The sequence below is a fragment of the Gelidibacter algens genome, assembly GCF_001678675.1.
Lineage (GTDB): Bacteria > Bacteroidota > Bacteroidia > Flavobacteriales > Flavobacteriaceae > Gelidibacter > Gelidibacter algens.
This window is the reverse complement of sequence record NZ_LZRN01000008.1, coordinates 97,501-115,255: the sequence shown is the minus strand read 5'-3', so window position 1 is coordinate 115,255 and position 17,755 is coordinate 97,501. Positions and strand designations below refer to the sequence as shown.

Genomic DNA, 17,755 nt, shown 5'->3' with positions numbered 1-17,755 from the left:
GTCTAAACACATCATCAATGACACGCTATCTGATAAGTATCTGTTTCACACTAATCTCAATAAGTTCTTTTGCACAAAAGGAACCAAATTCTGAAGTCACTACCTATTTTTTCATTCGTCACGCGGAAAAGGATCGCAGTGATACTTCAGAAAAAGATCCGCATCTTACAGGAGAAGGCCATAAGAGAGCACAAGATTGGAGTATAATTTTGCAACACATCCAGTTTGACGCCATCTACGCCACAAACTATTACAGAACCAAAGAAACATGCCAGCCAACAGCGACTAAAAACAATCTCGAAATTATTACCTACAATGCGGATACCTATTTTGATAGCACTTTTGAATCAGCAACCAAAGGAAAAACCGTTCTGATTGTTGGTCATAGCAATACCATTCCGGAATTTGTAAATGCGGCAATTGGGAGTAAAAAGTATGAGCATATTGATGATGCCAACAACGGCAATCTTTACATTGTAACCCTTACAGAGGGAAGGGCTACAGACGTAGTACTTACGATTAATTAAGGTGTTCAACCTTTACATTCTTGAGTTCTACTTTTGAAAGCAGTTCCAGCTCTCCTGCACTGAACAGCGCATCCAAGTCTTCAAGTTTGATCGTGGACGAGGCAGGTTTGTAATTATTATAGTCGGCAAAATGCAATCCGTTGACCATTCTTTGATTATAGGCTTCCCTAAAACGAAATCCCTGGCCATCAACTTCTTCATATGAATACGCCAGATAATCTACTTTATAAGAGGTTGGGTCAATCCAATATATAAATTCATCCTCGAAATCTTCACCACCACCATCTTCAGAAAATGTAATCTTTATTTTATGATAGTCCTTGCCTTTTATGTTTTTAGTGCCCAGATAGGTTTTGTGAACCGCCTTCCCGTTTAATCCGTAAGGCAGTACCGAGAAATAATGTACCGCATTAACAGAGGCAGCATATAATGAGCGTATAGAATCCGTCAGCTCAACACGCTCGCCATTCTCATGACGTTCAAATCCGGAATTCTTTAAAACATCCCTAATTTCTGTTAGTGAATCCAAAAATTGGCGTTCTAGCTCAAACTTCCCATTATTGCGAATTGCTTTAAATTGCACATCCCTAAAATCAAAACTAATGTCTGAGCTCTCAAACACGTCTCCGCCGGCAACCGATATTGACTTTTTAATGATCTCCTCAGCAGATTCTGGAGAAGAGGTCTGTTTTTCTTCTTCTTTACAATTGAAAAACGACAGCAACACAACTAAGATTAAAGCATTCCGAAACATAACATGATTTTTATTTGAACTTGCAAATTTAAAGATTACAGATGCGTGTTCTTTAAAAGTTATCTTAAATGTTTTACCTTTGGCTTCCTATGCAGAAAAACATCAATATAAAAAACAGAAAAGCACGGTTTCAATATGAACTATTGGACAAATATACGGCTGGCATTGTTTTAACAGGTACTGAGATAAAATCTATTAGAAACAGTAAAGCCTCCATTGCTGAAAGTTTTTGTGAGTTTAATGCGAAGGGCGAGCTGTTTGTCATCAACATGAATATTGAGGAGTATGCATTTGGAAATTACTACAACCACAGGCCTAAGGCTGAGCGCAAACTTCTCTTGAATAAGCGCGAGCTCAAATCTTTACACAAAGATGTCCAAATTAAAGGATTGTCAATTGTACCGTTACGTTTGTTTATTAATGACAGAGGTTTTGCCAAAGTGGAAATAGCTTTAGGTAAAGGTAAAAAACTCTATGATAAACGGGACACCATTAGAGACCGTGAGAATAAGAGGAATCTCGATAGGGTTAAGAAAATCTACAACTAAAGACCTAAATAGGGAGCAATCCCCTTTGCTATCCGGAGCAAAAAAATAAAATTTCAAATTCAAATAAATCCTGAATTTTAGAAATGCGCTTTCTTTATTGAATGACAAAATCCGTTATTTTAGGATTCTTATAACAATCACAAGTCATTTTTATAGTTAAGTTTGAATTGCGTATAGGCAACCATTCCATAATGAAATGCGTCTATAACAATAGAAACCTAACTTTATGACTAAAAATTTACTCGCTCTTCTTTTTATTACCATCAGTTTACAAGCGTTTTCACAAATTAAAGGCCGCATTACAGATCAGAAAAATGCAGCCCTCCCCTTTGTCAATATCTATTTAGAAAATACATTTACCGGAACTACAAGTAATGATGAAGGCTACTATGAACTCAACATTACAAAGCCACAAACCTACACCGTAGTTTTTCAGTTTTTAGGTTATAAAACCGTAAAAAAGGAAGTTGTCATCACCAAATTTCCGTATGTATTGGATGCTACGCTTATGGAAGAGGAAATCTCTCTAAATGAAGTGGTGATCAATTCTGATGAAAATCCTGCCGATATCATCATGAGAAAGGCCATCGCTTCTCGAAAGGTAAATTTGGAGAAAATCGATGCATTTAAGGCCAACTTTTATTCTCGCGGTTTGATCCGCATCAAGAACGCCCCGGAGAAGTTTTTGGGTCAGGAATTGGATGACTTTATGGTAGGACTCGATTCTACGCGCAGTGGTATTCTGTACTTGTCTGAAACCATTTCCGAAATTGAATACCTGCGTCCAGATAAGCTCAAGGAAAAGATTATCGCTTCAAAAGTGAGCGGAGACAATAACGGCTTCAGTTTTAATACGGCAAGCGATGTGGATTACAATTTTTATAATAATACCATTGAATTGGGCAACCAAATCATTTCGCCAATTGCCGATTATGCGTTCAACTATTACACCTATAAATTAGAGGGTATTTTTTATGATGACAAAGGCAACCTCATCAATAAAATCAAGGTCATTCCGAGACGTGAAAATGATCGGATCTTCTCTGGAAATATTTATATTGTGGACAACCAATGGACCATTTATGCGTTAGAATTGGATATCACTGGCATTCAGGCACAAATTCCGCCAGCGGAAGTCATCACCATCAAACAGACCTTTTCGTATTCAGACACAGACCAACTTTGGGTGTTGAGATCCCAAGGTCTTGATTTCAGTTATTCTCTTTTAGGATTTAAAGGCGATGGGCGTTACACTGCCGTGTACAGCGATTATAATTTTAATCCTGAACTGACAAAAAAATCATTCGGCAAGGAGATTTTATCATTTGTTGATGAAGCCAACAAAAAGGATTCAACCTATTGGAACAGCATCCGTCCTGTCCCTTTAACAGATGAAGAAATAAGCGACTATTTAGTAAAAGACAGCATTCAGACACTTAGAGAGTCGAGACCATATCTGGATTCCATCGATGCCAAAAACAATACATTCAAAATCCAGGATATCCTGTTCGGCTACAATTATAAAAATTCCTTTGAAGATTGGTCGATCGGTTATAGCTCTCCACTCTCCGACTTTCAATTTAATACTGTCCAAGGCTACAATTCAAAATTGAATTTTTATTATCGAAAAAATCAAGATGAATTCCGCCGCTTTTTCTCTGCCAATGCGGCTTTACAATATGGCATTTCCGATGAACGCCTCAGAGCGACAGCTTCTTTTAGATATAAGTTCAACAACATCAATAAGCCATTTTTAATACTTTCAGGAGGTGTTGAAACGCAGCAATTCAATGAAGCCCAGCCTATTTCGCCTTTGGTCAACTCCGTAAGTTCCTTGTTTTTTGAAAATAATTATATGAAGATTTATGATAAGAGCTTTGCAGAAGTAGGCTACTCCCAAGAACTTTCAAACGGTATCAACATTTACAGCTCCTTGGCTTATGAACGTAGAAAAGCTTTAGTCAATACTACAGATCAAGTGTTTTTTAATGACGAAGATGATGCTTACACAAGCAACAATCCGTTGAACGAAAACGCTTTTGGCATCCCCAGTTTTGACACGCATAATATTTTGAAATTCAACCTCAATGCCCGTTTTAATTTTGGACAGGAATATTTGAGTTACCCAGATAGCAAGATAAACATTCCAAACAGCGACTATCCAACGCTCTTTCTGGGCTATGAAAAAGGATTTGCAGCTTCAGAAGGCCAATACAATTTTGACCAGCTCAAAGCACGTTTGACACAAAGCTTTAATGTGGGCAATAAAGGGGATTTTAAATATAACCTCAAGGCGGGCACATTCTTTGGCGCCGATGACATCGGTTTTATGGATTATTACCACCCAAATGGCAACCAAACCCATGTGGGCACCTCAAGCATCTATCTTAACGTGTTCAACAACTTGCCTTATTATGCGCTAAGTACAAACACCTCGTATTTGGAAATGCATGCGGAACATGACTTTAAAGGCTTTCTCTTAAGCCGCGTGCCGTTATTGAACAAACTCAATTACAATTTGGTGATTGGTGCACATGCTTTCGCAACCGAAAACCAGAAACCTTACCAAGAATTTTCGATTGGAATTGACAACATCGGATTTAAAAAATTCAGGTTTTTACGCCTAGATTATGTGCGTTCTTATCAAAACGGATATCAGGGTGATGCGGTAATTTTCGGGTTGAAATTTTTGAATATTATTGAATAAACGGTAGATGTGTTTTGACCACAATGTTCTCCATTATTCAATATAAATAAATAGATTAAACATAATTGGCCACAATCCTGTCCGTCCGCTCAAGCGGGTGACTCGAAGAGTCACTAATTTTGAAAAATTTTTAGATTTTTAAATTAGTGTAATCATTTCCGGCTGATCATTCTACGAATCTCAAATAAACTCAGCTCATTTATTCGTGCTAATTAGTGACATTAGTGGTAAAAAAAATGCGCTCTTAACTTTACATAGTTTGCACTAAACTAAAATTGAGTAAATTAGTTTTTATCCTCCAGAAGAGGCACAAATCGAAACTCGCCGTATTCATGCTTTTCAAAATCCTTTGGTCCTTTTCTAATAAACAAGGTCATGGTCTGCACCTGATCTCCCACGGGGATCACCAATCGGCCACCAATTTTAAGCTGACTCATTAAAGATTTCGGTACAAAAGGCGCGCCGGCAGTTACGATAATACTGTCAAAAGGCGCTTCTTCCTTGAGTCCTTTATAACCATCTCCAAAAATTAGTTTTTTAGGGCGATACCCAAGTTTAGGAAGAAACTTACTGGTGATTTTAAAAAGCTCCAATTGGCGCTCTATACTGTAAACTTTGGCGCCCAAATCGCATAAGACGGCCGTTTGATAGCCACTTCCAGTACCAATTTCAAGCACGGTATCTCCAGGCTTGACCTGCATAAGCTCTGTTTGAAACGCCACGGTATAAGGTTGCGAAATAGTTTGGTCAGCAGCAATAGGAAACGCCTTGTCCTGATAAGCATGATCCAAAAAACTGGAATCCATAAAAAGATGCCTCGGAATTTTACCGATAGCCTTTAATACTTTTTCATCAGTTATTCCTTTATCTTTTACAATGCCAACAAGTTGCTGTCGCAAGCCCTTATGTTTAAATGTATCTTTCAAAGCGGTGGTGAGTTTGTAGGCTAAATTAACCCAAACAAAAGGAAGTTACAAGGATTTTAGTGAGATGTTTGGTGCTTTATCTTTCCGTTTCTTGATACGCGCTTATGGCTCCATGCTTCCAACTTCAAGCTTCGGACTTCCATATACTTTTTCTTTTTTCTGCCTTAAAAAAAAGCTATTTTTGTATAAAACGTATTACACATGTTAAAAGCAGGAGTTCTTGGTGCTGGTCATCTTGGAAAAATTCACTTACGCCTTCTAAACCAATCTGAAAAATTTGAATTGATCGGATTTTATGATGCTGACGAAACCAATGCCAAAAAAATTGAGGCCGAGTTAGGATACAAGTATTTCGATTCTATTGAAGCTCTTATTGATGCTGTAGATGTTGTGGATATTGTAACCCCCACCCTGTCTCATTACGACTGTGCAAAATTAGCAATCTCCAAAGGCAAGCACATTTTCATTGAAAAACCAATAACCAATACTGTGGAGGAAGCTGAAACCCTAAGATCTCTCGTTGCTGAAAATCAGGTAAAGGGCCAAGTTGGTCATGTGGAGCGTTTCAATCCTGCGTTTAAAGCGGTAAAAGACCAAATTCAAAATCCGATGTTTATTGAAAGCCATAGACTGGCAGAATTCAATCCACGAGGGACTGATGTGCCCGTCGTTTTGGATTTGATGATCCATGACATAGACATTATATTAAGTGTCGTGAAATCAAAAGTCAAAAATATATCTGCAAGCGGGGTTTCTGTTATTAGTGATACCCCAGATATTGCTAACGCGCGTATTGAATTTGTAAATGGTTGTGTCGCCAATTTAACTGCCAGCAGAATTTCATTAAAAAATATGCGTAAAACGCGATTTTTCCAAAAGGACGCTTATATCTCAGTCGATTTTCTGGAGAAAAAATGTGAAGTGGTCAAGATGAAAGACGCGCCGAGCACGCCTGGAGATTTTGATATGATTCTTCAAAATGCCGAAGGTGTAAAGAAGCAAATCTACTTTGACAATCCAGAAATTTCCAATAACAACGCTATTTTGGACGAATTGGAAACTTTTGCAGACGCCATTAACACAAACACAAAACCAATTGTCACGCTTCATGATGGCACAGAAGCCTTGCGTGTAGCGACGATGATTATTGATCAGTTTTGATCCATTCTCCAGCTCTGCCCAAAGGGAAGGAGACGCTCTGGAGGAGTAGACTAACGCAAGAACATAATTAAACACAAATAGTAACATAACAGTTTCCTTTCCTTCGGAAAGGATTAAGGATAGGAAAAGGATTAAGGATAAGAATAAGATTCCCTCCTTCGAGAAAATAAAAACTAAATTTCAATGAAAAACATAGCCGTAATTGGAGCAGGAACCATGGGAAATGGCATTGCGCATACCTTTGCACAAAGTGGTTTTAAAGTTCAATTAATTGATATTAGCGAAGCATCGCTCCATAAAGGAATAGAAACCATCACGAAAAATTTAGATCGGATGGTTGCCAAAGAACGTATTACAGAAGCTCAAAAAAATGACACCTTAAGTAATATCACCACGTTTACAGACATCCCTAAAGGTGTCAAAAACGCCAATTTAGTCGTGGAAGCTGCTACTGAAAACAGCGACTTAAAACTCAAAATATTTAAGCAATTGGACGAGGTTTGTGACAAAGACACTATTTTGGCCACCAATACGTCTTCTATTTCCATTACCCAAATTGCAGCCGTCACTTCCCGACCAAAGCAAGTTATTGGAATGCACTTTATGAATCCGGTACCGATTATGAAATTGGTTGAAATCATTCGGGGGTATAACACTAGTGATGAAGTTACCAAAACCATCATGGAACTGTCAAAAACGCTAGGAAAAGACCCTGTTGAAGTCAACGACTATCCAGGTTTTGTGGCCAACAGAATTTTGATGCCAATGCTTAACGAATCTATTGAAACCCTTTACAACGGTGTTGCCGGTGTTACCGAAATTGATACCGTAATGAAATTGGGAATGGCACACCCAATGGGACCATTACAATTGGCTGATTTTATTGGATTGGATGTTTGCCTTTCCATTTTAAATGTCATGTATGAAGGGTTCAAAAACCCAAAATACGCGCCTTGTCCATTGCTTGTCAATATGGTACGCGCTGGAAAATTAGGTGTAAAATCTGGGGAAGGTTTTTATGACTATTCAGAAAGCAGAAAGGCTGAAAATGTAGCAAAACAATTTTTGTAATCTTCACAGTGTTCAGTCCTCAGTAGGCAGTCAAATTCCTTCTGAGGAATGAAGACTGGATACTGAAGACTAAGGACTCAAAAACATGGCCAACATCATCCCATTTAAAGCAGTAAGACCCACGCGAGACAAAGTGAGTTTGGTAGCGTCGCGTTCCTATCAAAGTTATACTTTAGAGCAACGTGAGTCGCGATTAAGGGACAATCCGTTTTCGTTTTTGCACATTGTCAATCCTGGCTACAAGTTTGACAAACAAATTTCTGGTGAGGCACGCTACAATCTTGTAAGAAACCGATATTTGGAATTTAAGGAGGATGCTATTTTTGTTCAAGATGAGCAGCCTTGTTATTATGTGTATCAAATTAAAGATCGAGACCACCAGGTCTTCAATGGTATTATTGCCGCGGCTAGCGCTGAAGATTATGAAAATGACAGTATCAAGAAACATGAAGACACCATTGAATATCGCGAGATTATTTTTAAGGACTATCTGAAAACTGTAGGCTTTAATGCTGAACCCGTGCTTCTCACCTATCCAGATAATGACGTGATTGCCCAGATTATTGAACAGGTACAAGAAGAGCGTTCCGAATATGAATTCACAACAACCTACAGAGACACCCATTTGCTTTGGAAGGTTGAAGATGACCTGCTGATTCAAAAAATATCACATGAGTTTCAAAACATGGAGACCCTATATATTGCCGATGGCCACCACAGATCTGCCTCTTCTTATTTGCTGTACAAAGATTTAAAGGCTAATAATCCAGAGCACACTGGCAAGGAACCTTATAACTTTTTTATGAGTTTCCTGATTCCTGAATCTGATTTGAAAATTCATGAATTTAACCGTGTCATCACAGATTTGAACGGACTGACCAAAGAAGAGTTCTTGATTCAGTTAGATACGCTCTATCGGATTGAAAACAGGGGACTACTTCCTTATCATCCTTCTAAAAACCATCATTTTAGTATGTATTTGGATGGCGAATTTTATTCCCTCTATTTGCGAAAAAAGAGTTATGAAATTCAGACGTCTTTAGATGCGTTGGACTCTCAAATTTTGTACAAGACCATTTTACAACCTATATTAGGAATTGAAGATTTGAGAAATGAAGACCGAATTGGCTATATCAACGGAAAAAAGGACATTGTATCCATGAAAAGTGCCATTGATCATGGCCACTATAGAGTTGGCTTTGGCATGGTTCCTGTCTCTATAGAAGAAATGAAAACTATTGCTGATGACGGACTCAAAATGCCCCCAAAAAGCACATTTATTGAACCAAAATTAAGATGTGGCGTCACCATCTATGAGTTTTAATAGGATAATTCTTTCTTGATTTGTTAATATTACAACTGATCGAAAAACATTAAAATAGTAATACATGACCATGAGTATACAAGAAAATCTTCAACATATAAAATCTTCGCTGCCAGAACATGTTACGCTTGTAGCAGTTTCAAAAACAAAACCCGTCAGCGATCTGATGGAAGCTTATGATGACGGACAACGCATTTTTGGAGAAAATAAAATCCAAGAGATGGTTGAGAAAGAAGCCCAAATGCCTAAAGATATCGAATGGCATATGATTGGCCACGTCCAGCGGAATAAAGTCAAATACATGGCAGAATTTGTGAGCCTTATTCACGGTGTTGACAATCTTAAACTGTTGAAGGAAATTGACAAACAAGCCCATAAACATGACAGAACGATCAATTGTTTGCTTCAGATAAAAATTGCCGATGAAGATTCTAAATTTGGAATGAGCTCCAAAGAAGCTCAAGAAATTTTACAATCTCAAGAATTTTCAGAATTAAAAAACATCTGTATTGTTGGCGTGATGGGGATGGCAACATTTACTGATGATGAACAACAAATTAAGCAAGAGTTTAATCGATTGACAGCAATTTGGGAACAACTCAAAAAAGTGGAGTCTGAAAACTGCAACCTAAAAACTGTAAGTATGGGCATGAGTGGCGATTATCAAATTGCTATTGAAAATGGCAGCACCATGATTAGACTTGGAAGTAGTATCTTTGGCGAACGGAATTACGATTGATCAATTCCTTCTGTCGTAAAATCTATGAGAGTTGCATGGAGATTCCAGTAAAAAACATATTATAAATTAAATCATCACTCTTTTTTAAGCTTTAATTTCGAAGAGTAAAAAGAGAGTCTAACAAAAGATAAGCCCATTTACGCAATATTAGACATAGAAACCACTGGCGGCAAATTCAATGAGGAAGGTATCACTGAAGTCGCTATTTATAAATTTGACGGTCATACGGTTGTTGATCAATTCATCAGCCTTGTCAATCCGGAGCGGGAAATACAACCCTTTGTAGTCAATTTAACCGGCATAAACAGTAAAATGCTGATTACCGCCCCCAAATTTTATGAGGTTGCCAAGCGCATTGTTGAAATTACTGAAGATTGCATCGTTGTAGCGCATAACTCTGAATTTGATTACCGTATTCTACGCACAGAATTTAGCAGACTCGGCTTTGAGTTTAAGCGAAAAACGCTTTGCACCGTTGAGTTGGCGAAAGAAATTATGCCAGAGCAAGAATCGTATAGTTTGGGCAAACTTACCAGAGCGCTTGGTATTCCTGTAAGTGATAGGCATCGGGCTTCTGGAGATGCATTGGCCACAGTGAAATTGTTCAAAATACTATTGGCAAAAGATCTCGATAAACATATCATTCAAGATGCCGTAAGAGCAGAGCCAACATACAAAATGGCAACCAACCTCAAAACCATCATGGAGGATTTGCCTTCCATTACTGGCGTATATTATTTACATGACACCTTCGGAAAAATCATTTACATAGGCAAAAGCAAAAACATTAAAAATAGGGTGAATCAGCATTTTACGAGTTCCAATCCCAAGTCAAAAAAAATGCAAAATCAAGTAGCCGCAGTAACTTATGAGGCTACGGGTAGTGAATTAGTGGCACTGCTAAAGGAAAGTGCTGAAATTAAAAGAAACAAGCCTTCTTTTAACAAGGCTATGAGAAGAAACATATTTACCCATGCGCTGTATAGCTTTACAGATGAAAATGGGTATCTCAATTTGAAAATTGACAGTGCTGACGGAAGAAAAATGCCCATTACCACATTTTCCAATTACCAAAGCGGCAAGCAATTTCTGTTTAAAGCCGTTGATAACTTTAAGCTCTGTCCAAAATTAGTGGGGTTGGACACTGCTAAAAAAAGTTGTTTTAAATACCAGGTCAAAGAATGTGAAGGGGCATGCATAGAGGAAGAAAGCGCACTAGACTACAATATACGCGTACAAGAAATGATCGCCAAAAACAGTTATGACAATCAGGATATGGTTATAATCGATAAAGGAAGAGCCATTGATGAACATAGTGTGCTTCTTATAGAAGATGGGATTTTTAAAGGTCTCGGCTTTTATAATCTCAATTATCAAATTACCAATAAAAAAGTGTTGGAAACTATTATCACACCTATGGACAATAATAGAGATACCCAACACATTATTCAAAGTTACCTCAGAAAAAATAAACAGGTTAAACGTATTGAACTTATTAAATGAAACACCTCTATCTTGCCTCCCTACTTCTTACCGCATTCTCCTTTGCACAATCGTCTTTCAATTCTGACACTTATGTAGTAAGTAGAAATGACATTGCCACCAATACCTTTGAGACAGACTCCACTGCGGCTGCATTGATTATCTATGAAGATGGTAACAGCTACATTGACAAAGACACCTACACGCTCAAAACTGAGATCAAGAGAAAAATTAAAATTTTAAAAAGACATGGTTTTGATAGAGCTACCACCAGCATTTATCTCTATAGCGACAGCAAACGCAAAGAAAAGGTATCGCGTATTTTCGCAACCACTTACAATATTGAAAATGGTGCCATCACCAAAACAGAATTAAAATCTGATGATATCTTTGAAGAAAAATACAACGACAAATATACCATCATAAAATTTACACTCCCCAACATTCAGGAAGGCTCAGTATTGACTTACAGCTATCTCCTAGAATCTCCTTTTATCTACAAGTTTCACCCTTGGGAATTTCAGGATGAGATCCCTACATTATACAGCGCATACAATACCAGTATTCCTGGCAATTATGAATATAGTATTAAATTGGTGGGCACACAAAAATTGGATAAAAACGAATCTAAGTTGGTAAAAAAATGTCTGAATGCCTTCAATGGTTCTTCTGCAGATTGTGCCAACACAACGTATGTCATGACCAATATTCCTGCTTTTGTCGAGGAAGATTTTATGACTACTAAAAACAATTATCTCTCCAGACTTGAATATGAACTCAAGGTGTTTAGGGGTTTTGATGGCAGCGTGGACAATATTACAAAGTCCTGGAAAGATGCTGACAAAGAGCTTAAATCAGATGAAAGCTTAGGAAGACAAATAGGAAAAGGCACGTCTTTAGAAGAAGTGATTGCTGACGTCTTATCAGATAAAGCGAATGGGCTAGCTGTGGCAAAAGATATTTATAATTATGTGCAGCAGCATTATGTCTGGAATGGGGAATACAAAATATTCAGCGATGTTTCTGTCAAAAACCTCATCAAGACAAAGTCTGGCAAAATCTCTGAAATTAATCTTTTACTTCACAACCTTCTTGAAGAGCATGGTATTGAAGTAAAGCCCGTATTAATGTCTACAAGAGATAATGGCCTGCCTACCCAATTATTTCCTGTCATTTCTGAATTTAACTATCTTATTGTTCAGGCAAAAATAGGCACCGAATCCTACTTGTTAGATGCTACGGATCCTTATTTGAGCTTTGGAGAATTGCCTTTTAGGTGTTTGAATCAATATGGGCGCTTACTCGATTTCAAAAATGGTAGTGAATGGATTCCCATTGAGGCCAATAAAACATCGGGTTCACAGTATCAGGTAGATCTGAAAATATCTGATCAATTGGTCAAAGGTAATGTGAAGGCTACATATTATGGATATGATGCATTAAACAAAAAGAAGGATTATTTTGAAAATGAAAGCTCTTATATTGATCACATTGCCAATGCTCAATCTGAAATCACGATCACCGATCACGAGGTTCAAGTAACTAAAAAAAATGCAGAAGAATTTGCCGAGACCTATCACATTGAATTAAATGATAAAAACACGACCAATGATATGGTCTATATCAATCCATTTATCTACAAGTCTTTTGAAGAAAATCCTTTCAAACTTCAACAACGCACGTATCCTATCGATTTTGGATATAAAAAATCATATCTCTATAGTGTTCAAATAGATTTCGGAGATACTTATGAACTGGTTGAAGTGCCAAAAGAAGTCAATGCCAAAATCCCTAATGACGGCGGAGATATCATTTTATATACGACGGTTAATGAGCAGAAATTGATCTTGACTTTTAAGTTGAATTTCACGGAGAGTTTATATAGTGCTGATTATTATGGAACATTCAAAGCCTATGTTGACAAAGTGCTGGATGTACAAAGAAATTCATTAGTGGTATTAAAGAGGAAATAGCCAATCTTTTAGTATTTTTGACTTATGCACGATAATCAGCCGAAAAAAAATTGGAGAGCCAAACTTCACGAAATCATTTATGAAGCTGATACGCCTGCAGGCAAACTGTTTGACGTCATTCTTCTGATTGCAATTATCGCTAGTATTGTTTTTGTGATGCTAGAGAGTATCAAGGAATTTGATAAAGATTACCATTACTTCTTAGTTTTCGCTGAATGGGTCATTACCATCATTTTTAGTATTGAATACATTCTAAGGATCATATCCGTAAAAAAACCATTTAAATATATTTTTAGCTTTTATGGTATTATTGATTTGCTGTCCACCATCCCGATGTATCTATCCCTAATTTTTGCAGGTACACAAGTGCTTATTGCACTTCGCGCATTACGTCTTCTAAGAGTTTTCAGAATCTTAAAATTGGCAAGATATGTGGGTGCATCCAATTTGTTGGCCAATTCATTAAAGGCGAGTAGAGCAAAAATTTTTGTCTTTTTATTCGCGGTATTGATTGTCAGCGTGATTTTTGGAACCGTTATGTATTTTATTGAAGGAGAACCAAGTGGTTTTACAAGCATTCCGGTAAGTGTGTATTGGTGTATTGTAACCTTAACCACAGTAGGCTTTGGAGATATCGCGCCCATCACGCCTTTAGGACAATTTATAGCCGCACTTATTATGATTTTAGGTTATGGCATTATTGCAGTTCCTACAGGAATTGTCTCGGCAGAATATATGTCTCAAACCAAAGGCCGAGTTCCTCAAGCGCCACTTCATACAGAGGTTGACATGAACACTGAAGTTTGTCCAAATTGCTCTGCTCAAAGACATAAGGATAAAGCTAAATTTTGTTATAATTGCGGTCATCTCTTAAATCCTCATTCTTAAGCATCTCAATAACAACTGCAAGTTTTGAATCAAAAATATCTTATCAGTATTATTGGCCCTACGGCGATAGGTAAAACTGCGCTAAGCATAGCCCTTGCGAAGCATTTCAATACTGAAATTATTTCTGCCGATTCACGACAATTTTACAAAGAGCTGCAAATAGGCACTGCTGCTCCAAATAGTGAAGAACTTACTGCAGCACCGCACCATTTTATCCACCACAAATCGGTATTGGAAGATTACAATGTTGGCGCGTTTGAAAAAGATGCGCTTCATACTCTGGAAAATCTTTTCCAGGAACATAATGTCGTGGTCATGGCTGGAGGCTCAGGACTTTATATTGATGCGGTTACAAAGGGGCTTGATTATTTTCCACAAGTAGCTCCCGAAATACGTAAAGCACTAAACCAGGAACTCGCTACACATGGCTTGGAATATTTACAGGACAAACTCAAAACATCAGATCCGACATCTTTTGACACCATTGCTCTAGACAATCCGCACCGCGTGATCAGAGCATTGGAAATTTCTATTGGGAGTGGCCACCCCTATTCTTCTTTTTTAAATAAAGATAAATTGCAACGACGGTTTAAGACAATTACCATCGGTTTAACGGCGGACAGAGAAGTTATCTATAGTCGTATCAATAAACGAGTGGACAATATGATGCAACAAGGTTTATTGGAAGAAGTCAAAAACCTGCAACATCTGCAATATTTGAATGCACTTCATACTGTTGGCTATAGTGAATTATTTAAATTTCTAAACGGCGAATGGACTTTGGATTTTGCCATTTCTGAAATCAAGAAAAACACGAGACGATATGCTAAAAGACAATTGACCTGGTTTGGAAAACAAACCGACACAACTTGGTTTGATTATCAAACACCTCTTGAAAAAATCTTAAAGACCATCACGCAACAAATACTTTAAACAATCTCAAGCACCAATCCAAGTTCAAAAAAAATCAAAATTTTATTGAAAAGACCTGTTTTTCAATTAATTAATCTTAACTTTGCTGCTTAATTAACATTAATATTTATTATGACTAAAGGTACCGTAAAATTTTTCAATGACGCCAAAGGTTTTGGTTTCATTACTGAAGAAGGCAACAACAAAGAGCATTTTGTACACATTTCTGGATTAATCGATGAAGTTCGTGAAGGCGACGAAGTTGAATTCGATCTTACAGATGGAAAAAAAGGTTTGAACGCAGTAAACGTAAAAGTTATATAATCGCTTCAATTTTTTTAAAAGAAAAAAGCCTATCAACGATGATAGGCTTCTTTTTTGCTCTTATGTGAACTAATCTTTTTGATTCACTACCAATCTGAATCCTTCTCCGTGAATGTTTAAAATTTCGACATGCTCATCTGGTTTCAAGTATTTTCTCAATTTAGCAATATACACGTCCATACTTCTAGATGTGAAATAATTATCATCTCTCCATATTTTGGTCAAGGCCAATTCACGTGGCATCAAGTCATTTTCATGCAATGCCAATAAGCGCAACAGTTCATTTTCTTTAGGAGACAACTTAACAGCATCTTCATCCTTAAACTTTAGAAAGCGCAATTTAGAGTTCAAGTCAAAGTTGCCAATCTTAAATTCAAACTGTTTACTGTCGGCAACGGTATCTGTAGCCTTGCGTTGCATGATGGCTTTAATCTTCATTAAAAGCACCTCACTATCAAAAGGTTTATTCAAATAATCATCTGCACCTACCTTATAACCTTTTAAGACATCTTCTTTCATGGCTTTTGCCGTCAAGAAAATAATGGGAACATCACTGTTTTTTTCCCTAATCTCTTTTGCTAAGGTAAATCCATCTTTGTATGGCATCATGACATCCAAAATGCAAAGGTCATAATCATCCTTTTTGAATTTTTCAAATCCTTCCATTCCGTTTTTGGCATGAACCACATCATAATCGTTCATGTTAAGGTAATCCTTTAGGACAGTTCCAAAGTTTGGATCATCTTCTACTAATAAAATCTTTTTGTTTTGTTCTTCCATAATTTATGATATTAATGGTAGTTTAATTATAAAAGTGCTACCTTTTCCTTTTTCACTTTCAACGCTTACGTGTCCTTGGTGATCATCAACCATGCGCTTTACATAGGCTAATCCTAAACCATGACCTTTAACATTGTGTACATTTCCTGTATGTTCTCTATAAAACTTTTCAAATACTCTCTTCTGAACCTGTTTTGACATACCGTTACCGTGATCGGCAATTTTTACTAAAACATTATTCCCCACATTTTCTGTAGTGATATCAATTTTTGGCGCATCATCTGAATACTTTATGGCATTGTCCAAGATATTAACCAACACGTTGGTAAAGTGCGTTTCATTTGCCAATACTGATGATTTCTCTGCGTTTAAATGACATTTGACGTAACCTTGCCTATCCTCTACAATTAACTCCACATGTGTCACGGCATCTTCAATTAAGTTGTGAAGTTTGACCCTATCTTTGCTAATATTGAGTTCATTTCTTTCTAACTTGGATATTCTCAATACATTTTCAACTTGGGCATGCATACGCTTATTTTCATCCTTGATCATCTTCAAATAACGCGCTGTCTTTTCCTTATCATTAATCATTTTAGGATTTTTCATTGCGTCCAGTGCCAAATTTATAGTGGCAATAGGAGTTTTGAATTCGTGGGTCATATTATTGATGAAGTCTGTTTTGATTTGAGATATCTGACGTTGTTTTATAATTTGATAAATGGCATTTGTATACGCTAAAATGATGATCACTGTAAAAATTATTGATAATACGGTCATTGTCAAAATGGACGACCACAAAAATTTTCTACGTTCCGGAAAGTTAACATAAAGTTTAAAGTCACTTTCATTGTTATTATTAAGGAACATAGGTACCCCATAAGTTGTTGCCGGATTTAATTCAAAATTACTAGATTGCACCTTTGTAGCCAAATCCTTATCATAAATAGCGAATTCGAAATCAATTTCAATACCATTCTCATTAAATTGTCTGGACAGATATGCCGCAACATCATCATCAGAAACTCTTTTGTAAATTGGATAATTATTGAAAAGATCACGATAACTTATTTCAAACATCTTCTTATCCAATTCCGTCATTTTCCGGTATTCCATTACCGTTTTTTCTGGCGCAATGTTGATGTTATTTTCGAAGGTGTTTTTTTTAAAAACCCTAACTTCTTTTTGGTTTGTAATCCTACTTATATTAAGGCTATCCAAACCTCCAATGTCAAAGAACAGCGATGGAACTTTAAAACTCTCTTCAAGGATTCCATTTTGGTAGATGGTAGTTTCATTGGAAATATCATCATAACTGTACAACAGAATTCCCCTAATATTAGAGGTATCAGGACTTTTGCCGCTATTCAACATTTCCTGATACTTATCACTAAACAGCTTAAACTCCCTATCTTCAACTAATTTAGAAACATTACTCAGAGAACGCTTGACGTTTAGAGTAAACTGCTTCTCCTCATTATTTAGAGTATTGTCAATAAAATATATCTGTACGAAAATTATTCCTATGAGCGACAAACTCATCAGAATAACTAACAAAATGAATAGCTTTCTGCCCATCAATCAAATTTAAGATTTTAACATTTAGAAGTAACTTGGTTTAACCTTACCTTAACACATT

The 17,755-nt window shown here is 36.9% G+C and carries 16 protein-coding genes; 12 read left to right on the top strand and 4 right to left on the bottom strand.

Going from position 1 to position 17,755, the window contains the following annotated elements:
- Window positions 1-17: 17 nt before the first annotated feature.
- Entirely contained in the window at window positions 18-527 is a 510-nt protein-coding gene (locus A9996_RS05770) for a SixA phosphatase family protein (protein WP_083993862.1), read from the top strand.
- Here A9996_RS05770 and A9996_RS05765 read toward each other — a convergent pair.
- Entirely contained in the window at window positions 520-1,281 is a 762-nt protein-coding gene (locus A9996_RS05765) for a DUF6503 family protein (RefSeq protein ID WP_066432127.1), read from the bottom strand. The two genes, A9996_RS05770 and A9996_RS05765, sit on opposite strands and share 8 nt — an antisense overlap.
- A gap of 89 nt (window positions 1,282-1,370) precedes the next feature.
- On the opposite strand from A9996_RS05765, the gene smpB reads away from it, so the two are divergent.
- Complete coding sequence (gene smpB / locus A9996_RS05760; protein ID WP_066432214.1) at window positions 1,371-1,829, top strand: SsrA-binding protein SmpB; 459 nt, start codon at window positions 1,371-1,373, stop codon at window positions 1,827-1,829.
- Between the two features lie 226 nt (window positions 1,830-2,055).
- Entirely contained in the window at window positions 2,056-4,536 is a 2,481-nt protein-coding gene (locus A9996_RS05755; RefSeq protein ID WP_066432121.1) for a DUF5686 and carboxypeptidase regulatory-like domain-containing protein, read from the top strand.
- A 284-nt stretch (window positions 4,537-4,820) separates the two neighbouring features.
- Here A9996_RS05755 and A9996_RS05750 read toward each other — a convergent pair whose 3' ends face one another.
- Window positions 4,821-5,462, bottom strand: a complete 642-nt coding sequence (locus A9996_RS05750; RefSeq protein WP_066432119.1) for a protein-L-isoaspartate(D-aspartate) O-methyltransferase — start codon at window positions 5,460-5,462, stop codon at window positions 4,821-4,823.
- A gap of 201 nt (window positions 5,463-5,663) precedes the next feature.
- Between A9996_RS05750 and A9996_RS05745 the strand changes: the two genes are divergently transcribed.
- The 9 genes from A9996_RS05745 to A9996_RS05705 all read left to right on the top strand — a co-directional run bounded on the left by A9996_RS05745 (window position 5,664) and on the right by A9996_RS05705 (window position 15,336).
- Window positions 5,664-6,623, top strand: a complete 960-nt coding sequence (locus A9996_RS05745) for a Gfo/Idh/MocA family protein (RefSeq protein ID WP_066432117.1) — start codon at window positions 5,664-5,666, stop codon at window positions 6,621-6,623.
- 183 nt (window positions 6,624-6,806) lie between these two features.
- Complete coding sequence (locus tag A9996_RS05740; protein ID WP_066432115.1) at window positions 6,807-7,694, top strand: 3-hydroxybutyryl-CoA dehydrogenase; 888 nt, start codon at window positions 6,807-6,809, stop codon at window positions 7,692-7,694.
- A gap of 85 nt (window positions 7,695-7,779) precedes the next feature.
- Window positions 7,780-9,018 carry a DUF1015 domain-containing protein gene (locus A9996_RS05735; protein WP_066432112.1) on the top strand — a complete coding sequence of 413 codons (1,239 nt, stop codon included), beginning with the start codon at window positions 7,780-7,782 and terminating at the stop codon, window positions 9,016-9,018.
- Between the two features lie 70 nt (window positions 9,019-9,088).
- The gene (locus tag A9996_RS05730) at window positions 9,089-9,757 is read left to right on the top strand and encodes a YggS family pyridoxal phosphate-dependent enzyme (protein ID WP_066432209.1); all 669 of its coding nucleotides are present in this window, start codon (window positions 9,089-9,091) and stop codon (window positions 9,755-9,757) included.
- 135 nt (window positions 9,758-9,892) lie between these two features.
- Complete coding sequence (locus A9996_RS05725) at window positions 9,893-11,260, top strand: exonuclease domain-containing protein (protein WP_066432109.1); 1,368 nt, start codon at window positions 9,893-9,895, stop codon at window positions 11,258-11,260.
- The gene (locus A9996_RS05720) at window positions 11,257-13,212 is read left to right on the top strand and encodes a DUF3858 domain-containing protein (RefSeq protein ID WP_066432107.1); all 1,956 of its coding nucleotides are present in this window, start codon (window positions 11,257-11,259) and stop codon (window positions 13,210-13,212) included. The genes A9996_RS05725 and A9996_RS05720 overlap by 4 nt, the downstream gene beginning before the upstream one ends.
- A gap of 24 nt (window positions 13,213-13,236) precedes the next feature.
- A complete protein-coding gene (locus A9996_RS05715; RefSeq protein ID WP_066432106.1) occupies window positions 13,237-14,100 on the top strand; it encodes an ion transporter in 864 nt (287 codons plus the stop codon).
- A gap of 24 nt (window positions 14,101-14,124) precedes the next feature.
- Entirely contained in the window at window positions 14,125-15,033 is a 909-nt protein-coding gene (gene miaA / locus A9996_RS05710) for a tRNA (adenosine(37)-N6)-dimethylallyltransferase MiaA (protein ID WP_111625855.1), read from the top strand.
- Between the two features lie 111 nt (window positions 15,034-15,144).
- A complete protein-coding gene (locus A9996_RS05705; RefSeq protein ID WP_066432104.1) occupies window positions 15,145-15,336 on the top strand; it encodes a cold-shock protein in 192 nt (63 codons plus the stop codon).
- A 69-nt stretch (window positions 15,337-15,405) separates the two neighbouring features.
- On the opposite strand, the gene A9996_RS05700 is transcribed toward A9996_RS05705, so the two are convergent.
- Window positions 15,406-16,116: a response regulator transcription factor gene (locus tag A9996_RS05700; protein ID WP_066432102.1), complete on the bottom strand. Its 711-nt coding sequence runs from the start codon at window positions 16,114-16,116 to the stop codon at window positions 15,406-15,408.
- 3 nt (window positions 16,117-16,119) lie between these two features.
- Window positions 16,120-17,694 carry a sensor histidine kinase gene (locus tag A9996_RS05695; RefSeq protein WP_066432100.1) on the bottom strand — a complete coding sequence of 525 codons (1,575 nt, stop codon included), beginning with the start codon at window positions 17,692-17,694 and terminating at the stop codon, window positions 16,120-16,122.
- Window positions 17,695-17,755 lie beyond the last annotated feature (61 nt).

What these genes read in the sequence shown, in the direction of transcription:
- A9996_RS05770 (WP_083993862.1), top strand. Translation starts at nt 18, where the DNA reads ATGACACGCTATCTGATAAGTATCTGTTTCACACTAATCTCAATAAGT.
- A9996_RS05765 (WP_066432127.1), bottom strand. Translation starts at nt 1,281, where the DNA reads ATGTTTCGGAATGCTTTAATCTTAGTTGTGTTGCTGTCGTTTTTCAAT.
- smpB (WP_066432214.1), top strand. Translation starts at nt 1,371, where the DNA reads ATGCAGAAAAACATCAATATAAAAAACAGAAAAGCACGGTTTCAATAT.
- A9996_RS05755 (WP_066432121.1), top strand. Translation starts at nt 2,056, where the DNA reads ATGACTAAAAATTTACTCGCTCTTCTTTTTATTACCATCAGTTTACAA.
- A9996_RS05745 (WP_066432117.1), top strand. Translation starts at nt 5,664, where the DNA reads ATGTTAAAAGCAGGAGTTCTTGGTGCTGGTCATCTTGGAAAAATTCAC.
- A9996_RS05740 (WP_066432115.1), top strand. Translation starts at nt 6,807, where the DNA reads ATGAAAAACATAGCCGTAATTGGAGCAGGAACCATGGGAAATGGCATT.
- A9996_RS05735 (WP_066432112.1), top strand. Translation starts at nt 7,780, where the DNA reads ATGGCCAACATCATCCCATTTAAAGCAGTAAGACCCACGCGAGACAAA.
- A9996_RS05730 (WP_066432209.1), top strand. Translation starts at nt 9,089, where the DNA reads ATGAGTATACAAGAAAATCTTCAACATATAAAATCTTCGCTGCCAGAA.
- A9996_RS05720 (WP_066432107.1), top strand. Translation starts at nt 11,257, where the DNA reads ATGAAACACCTCTATCTTGCCTCCCTACTTCTTACCGCATTCTCCTTT.
- A9996_RS05715 (WP_066432106.1), top strand. Translation starts at nt 13,237, where the DNA reads ATGCACGATAATCAGCCGAAAAAAAATTGGAGAGCCAAACTTCACGAA.
- A9996_RS05705 (WP_066432104.1), top strand. Translation starts at nt 15,145, where the DNA reads ATGACTAAAGGTACCGTAAAATTTTTCAATGACGCCAAAGGTTTTGGT.
- A9996_RS05700 (WP_066432102.1), bottom strand. Translation starts at nt 16,116, where the DNA reads ATGGAAGAACAAAACAAAAAGATTTTATTAGTAGAAGATGATCCAAAC.
- A9996_RS05695 (WP_066432100.1), bottom strand. Translation starts at nt 17,694, where the DNA reads ATGGGCAGAAAGCTATTCATTTTGTTAGTTATTCTGATGAGTTTGTCG.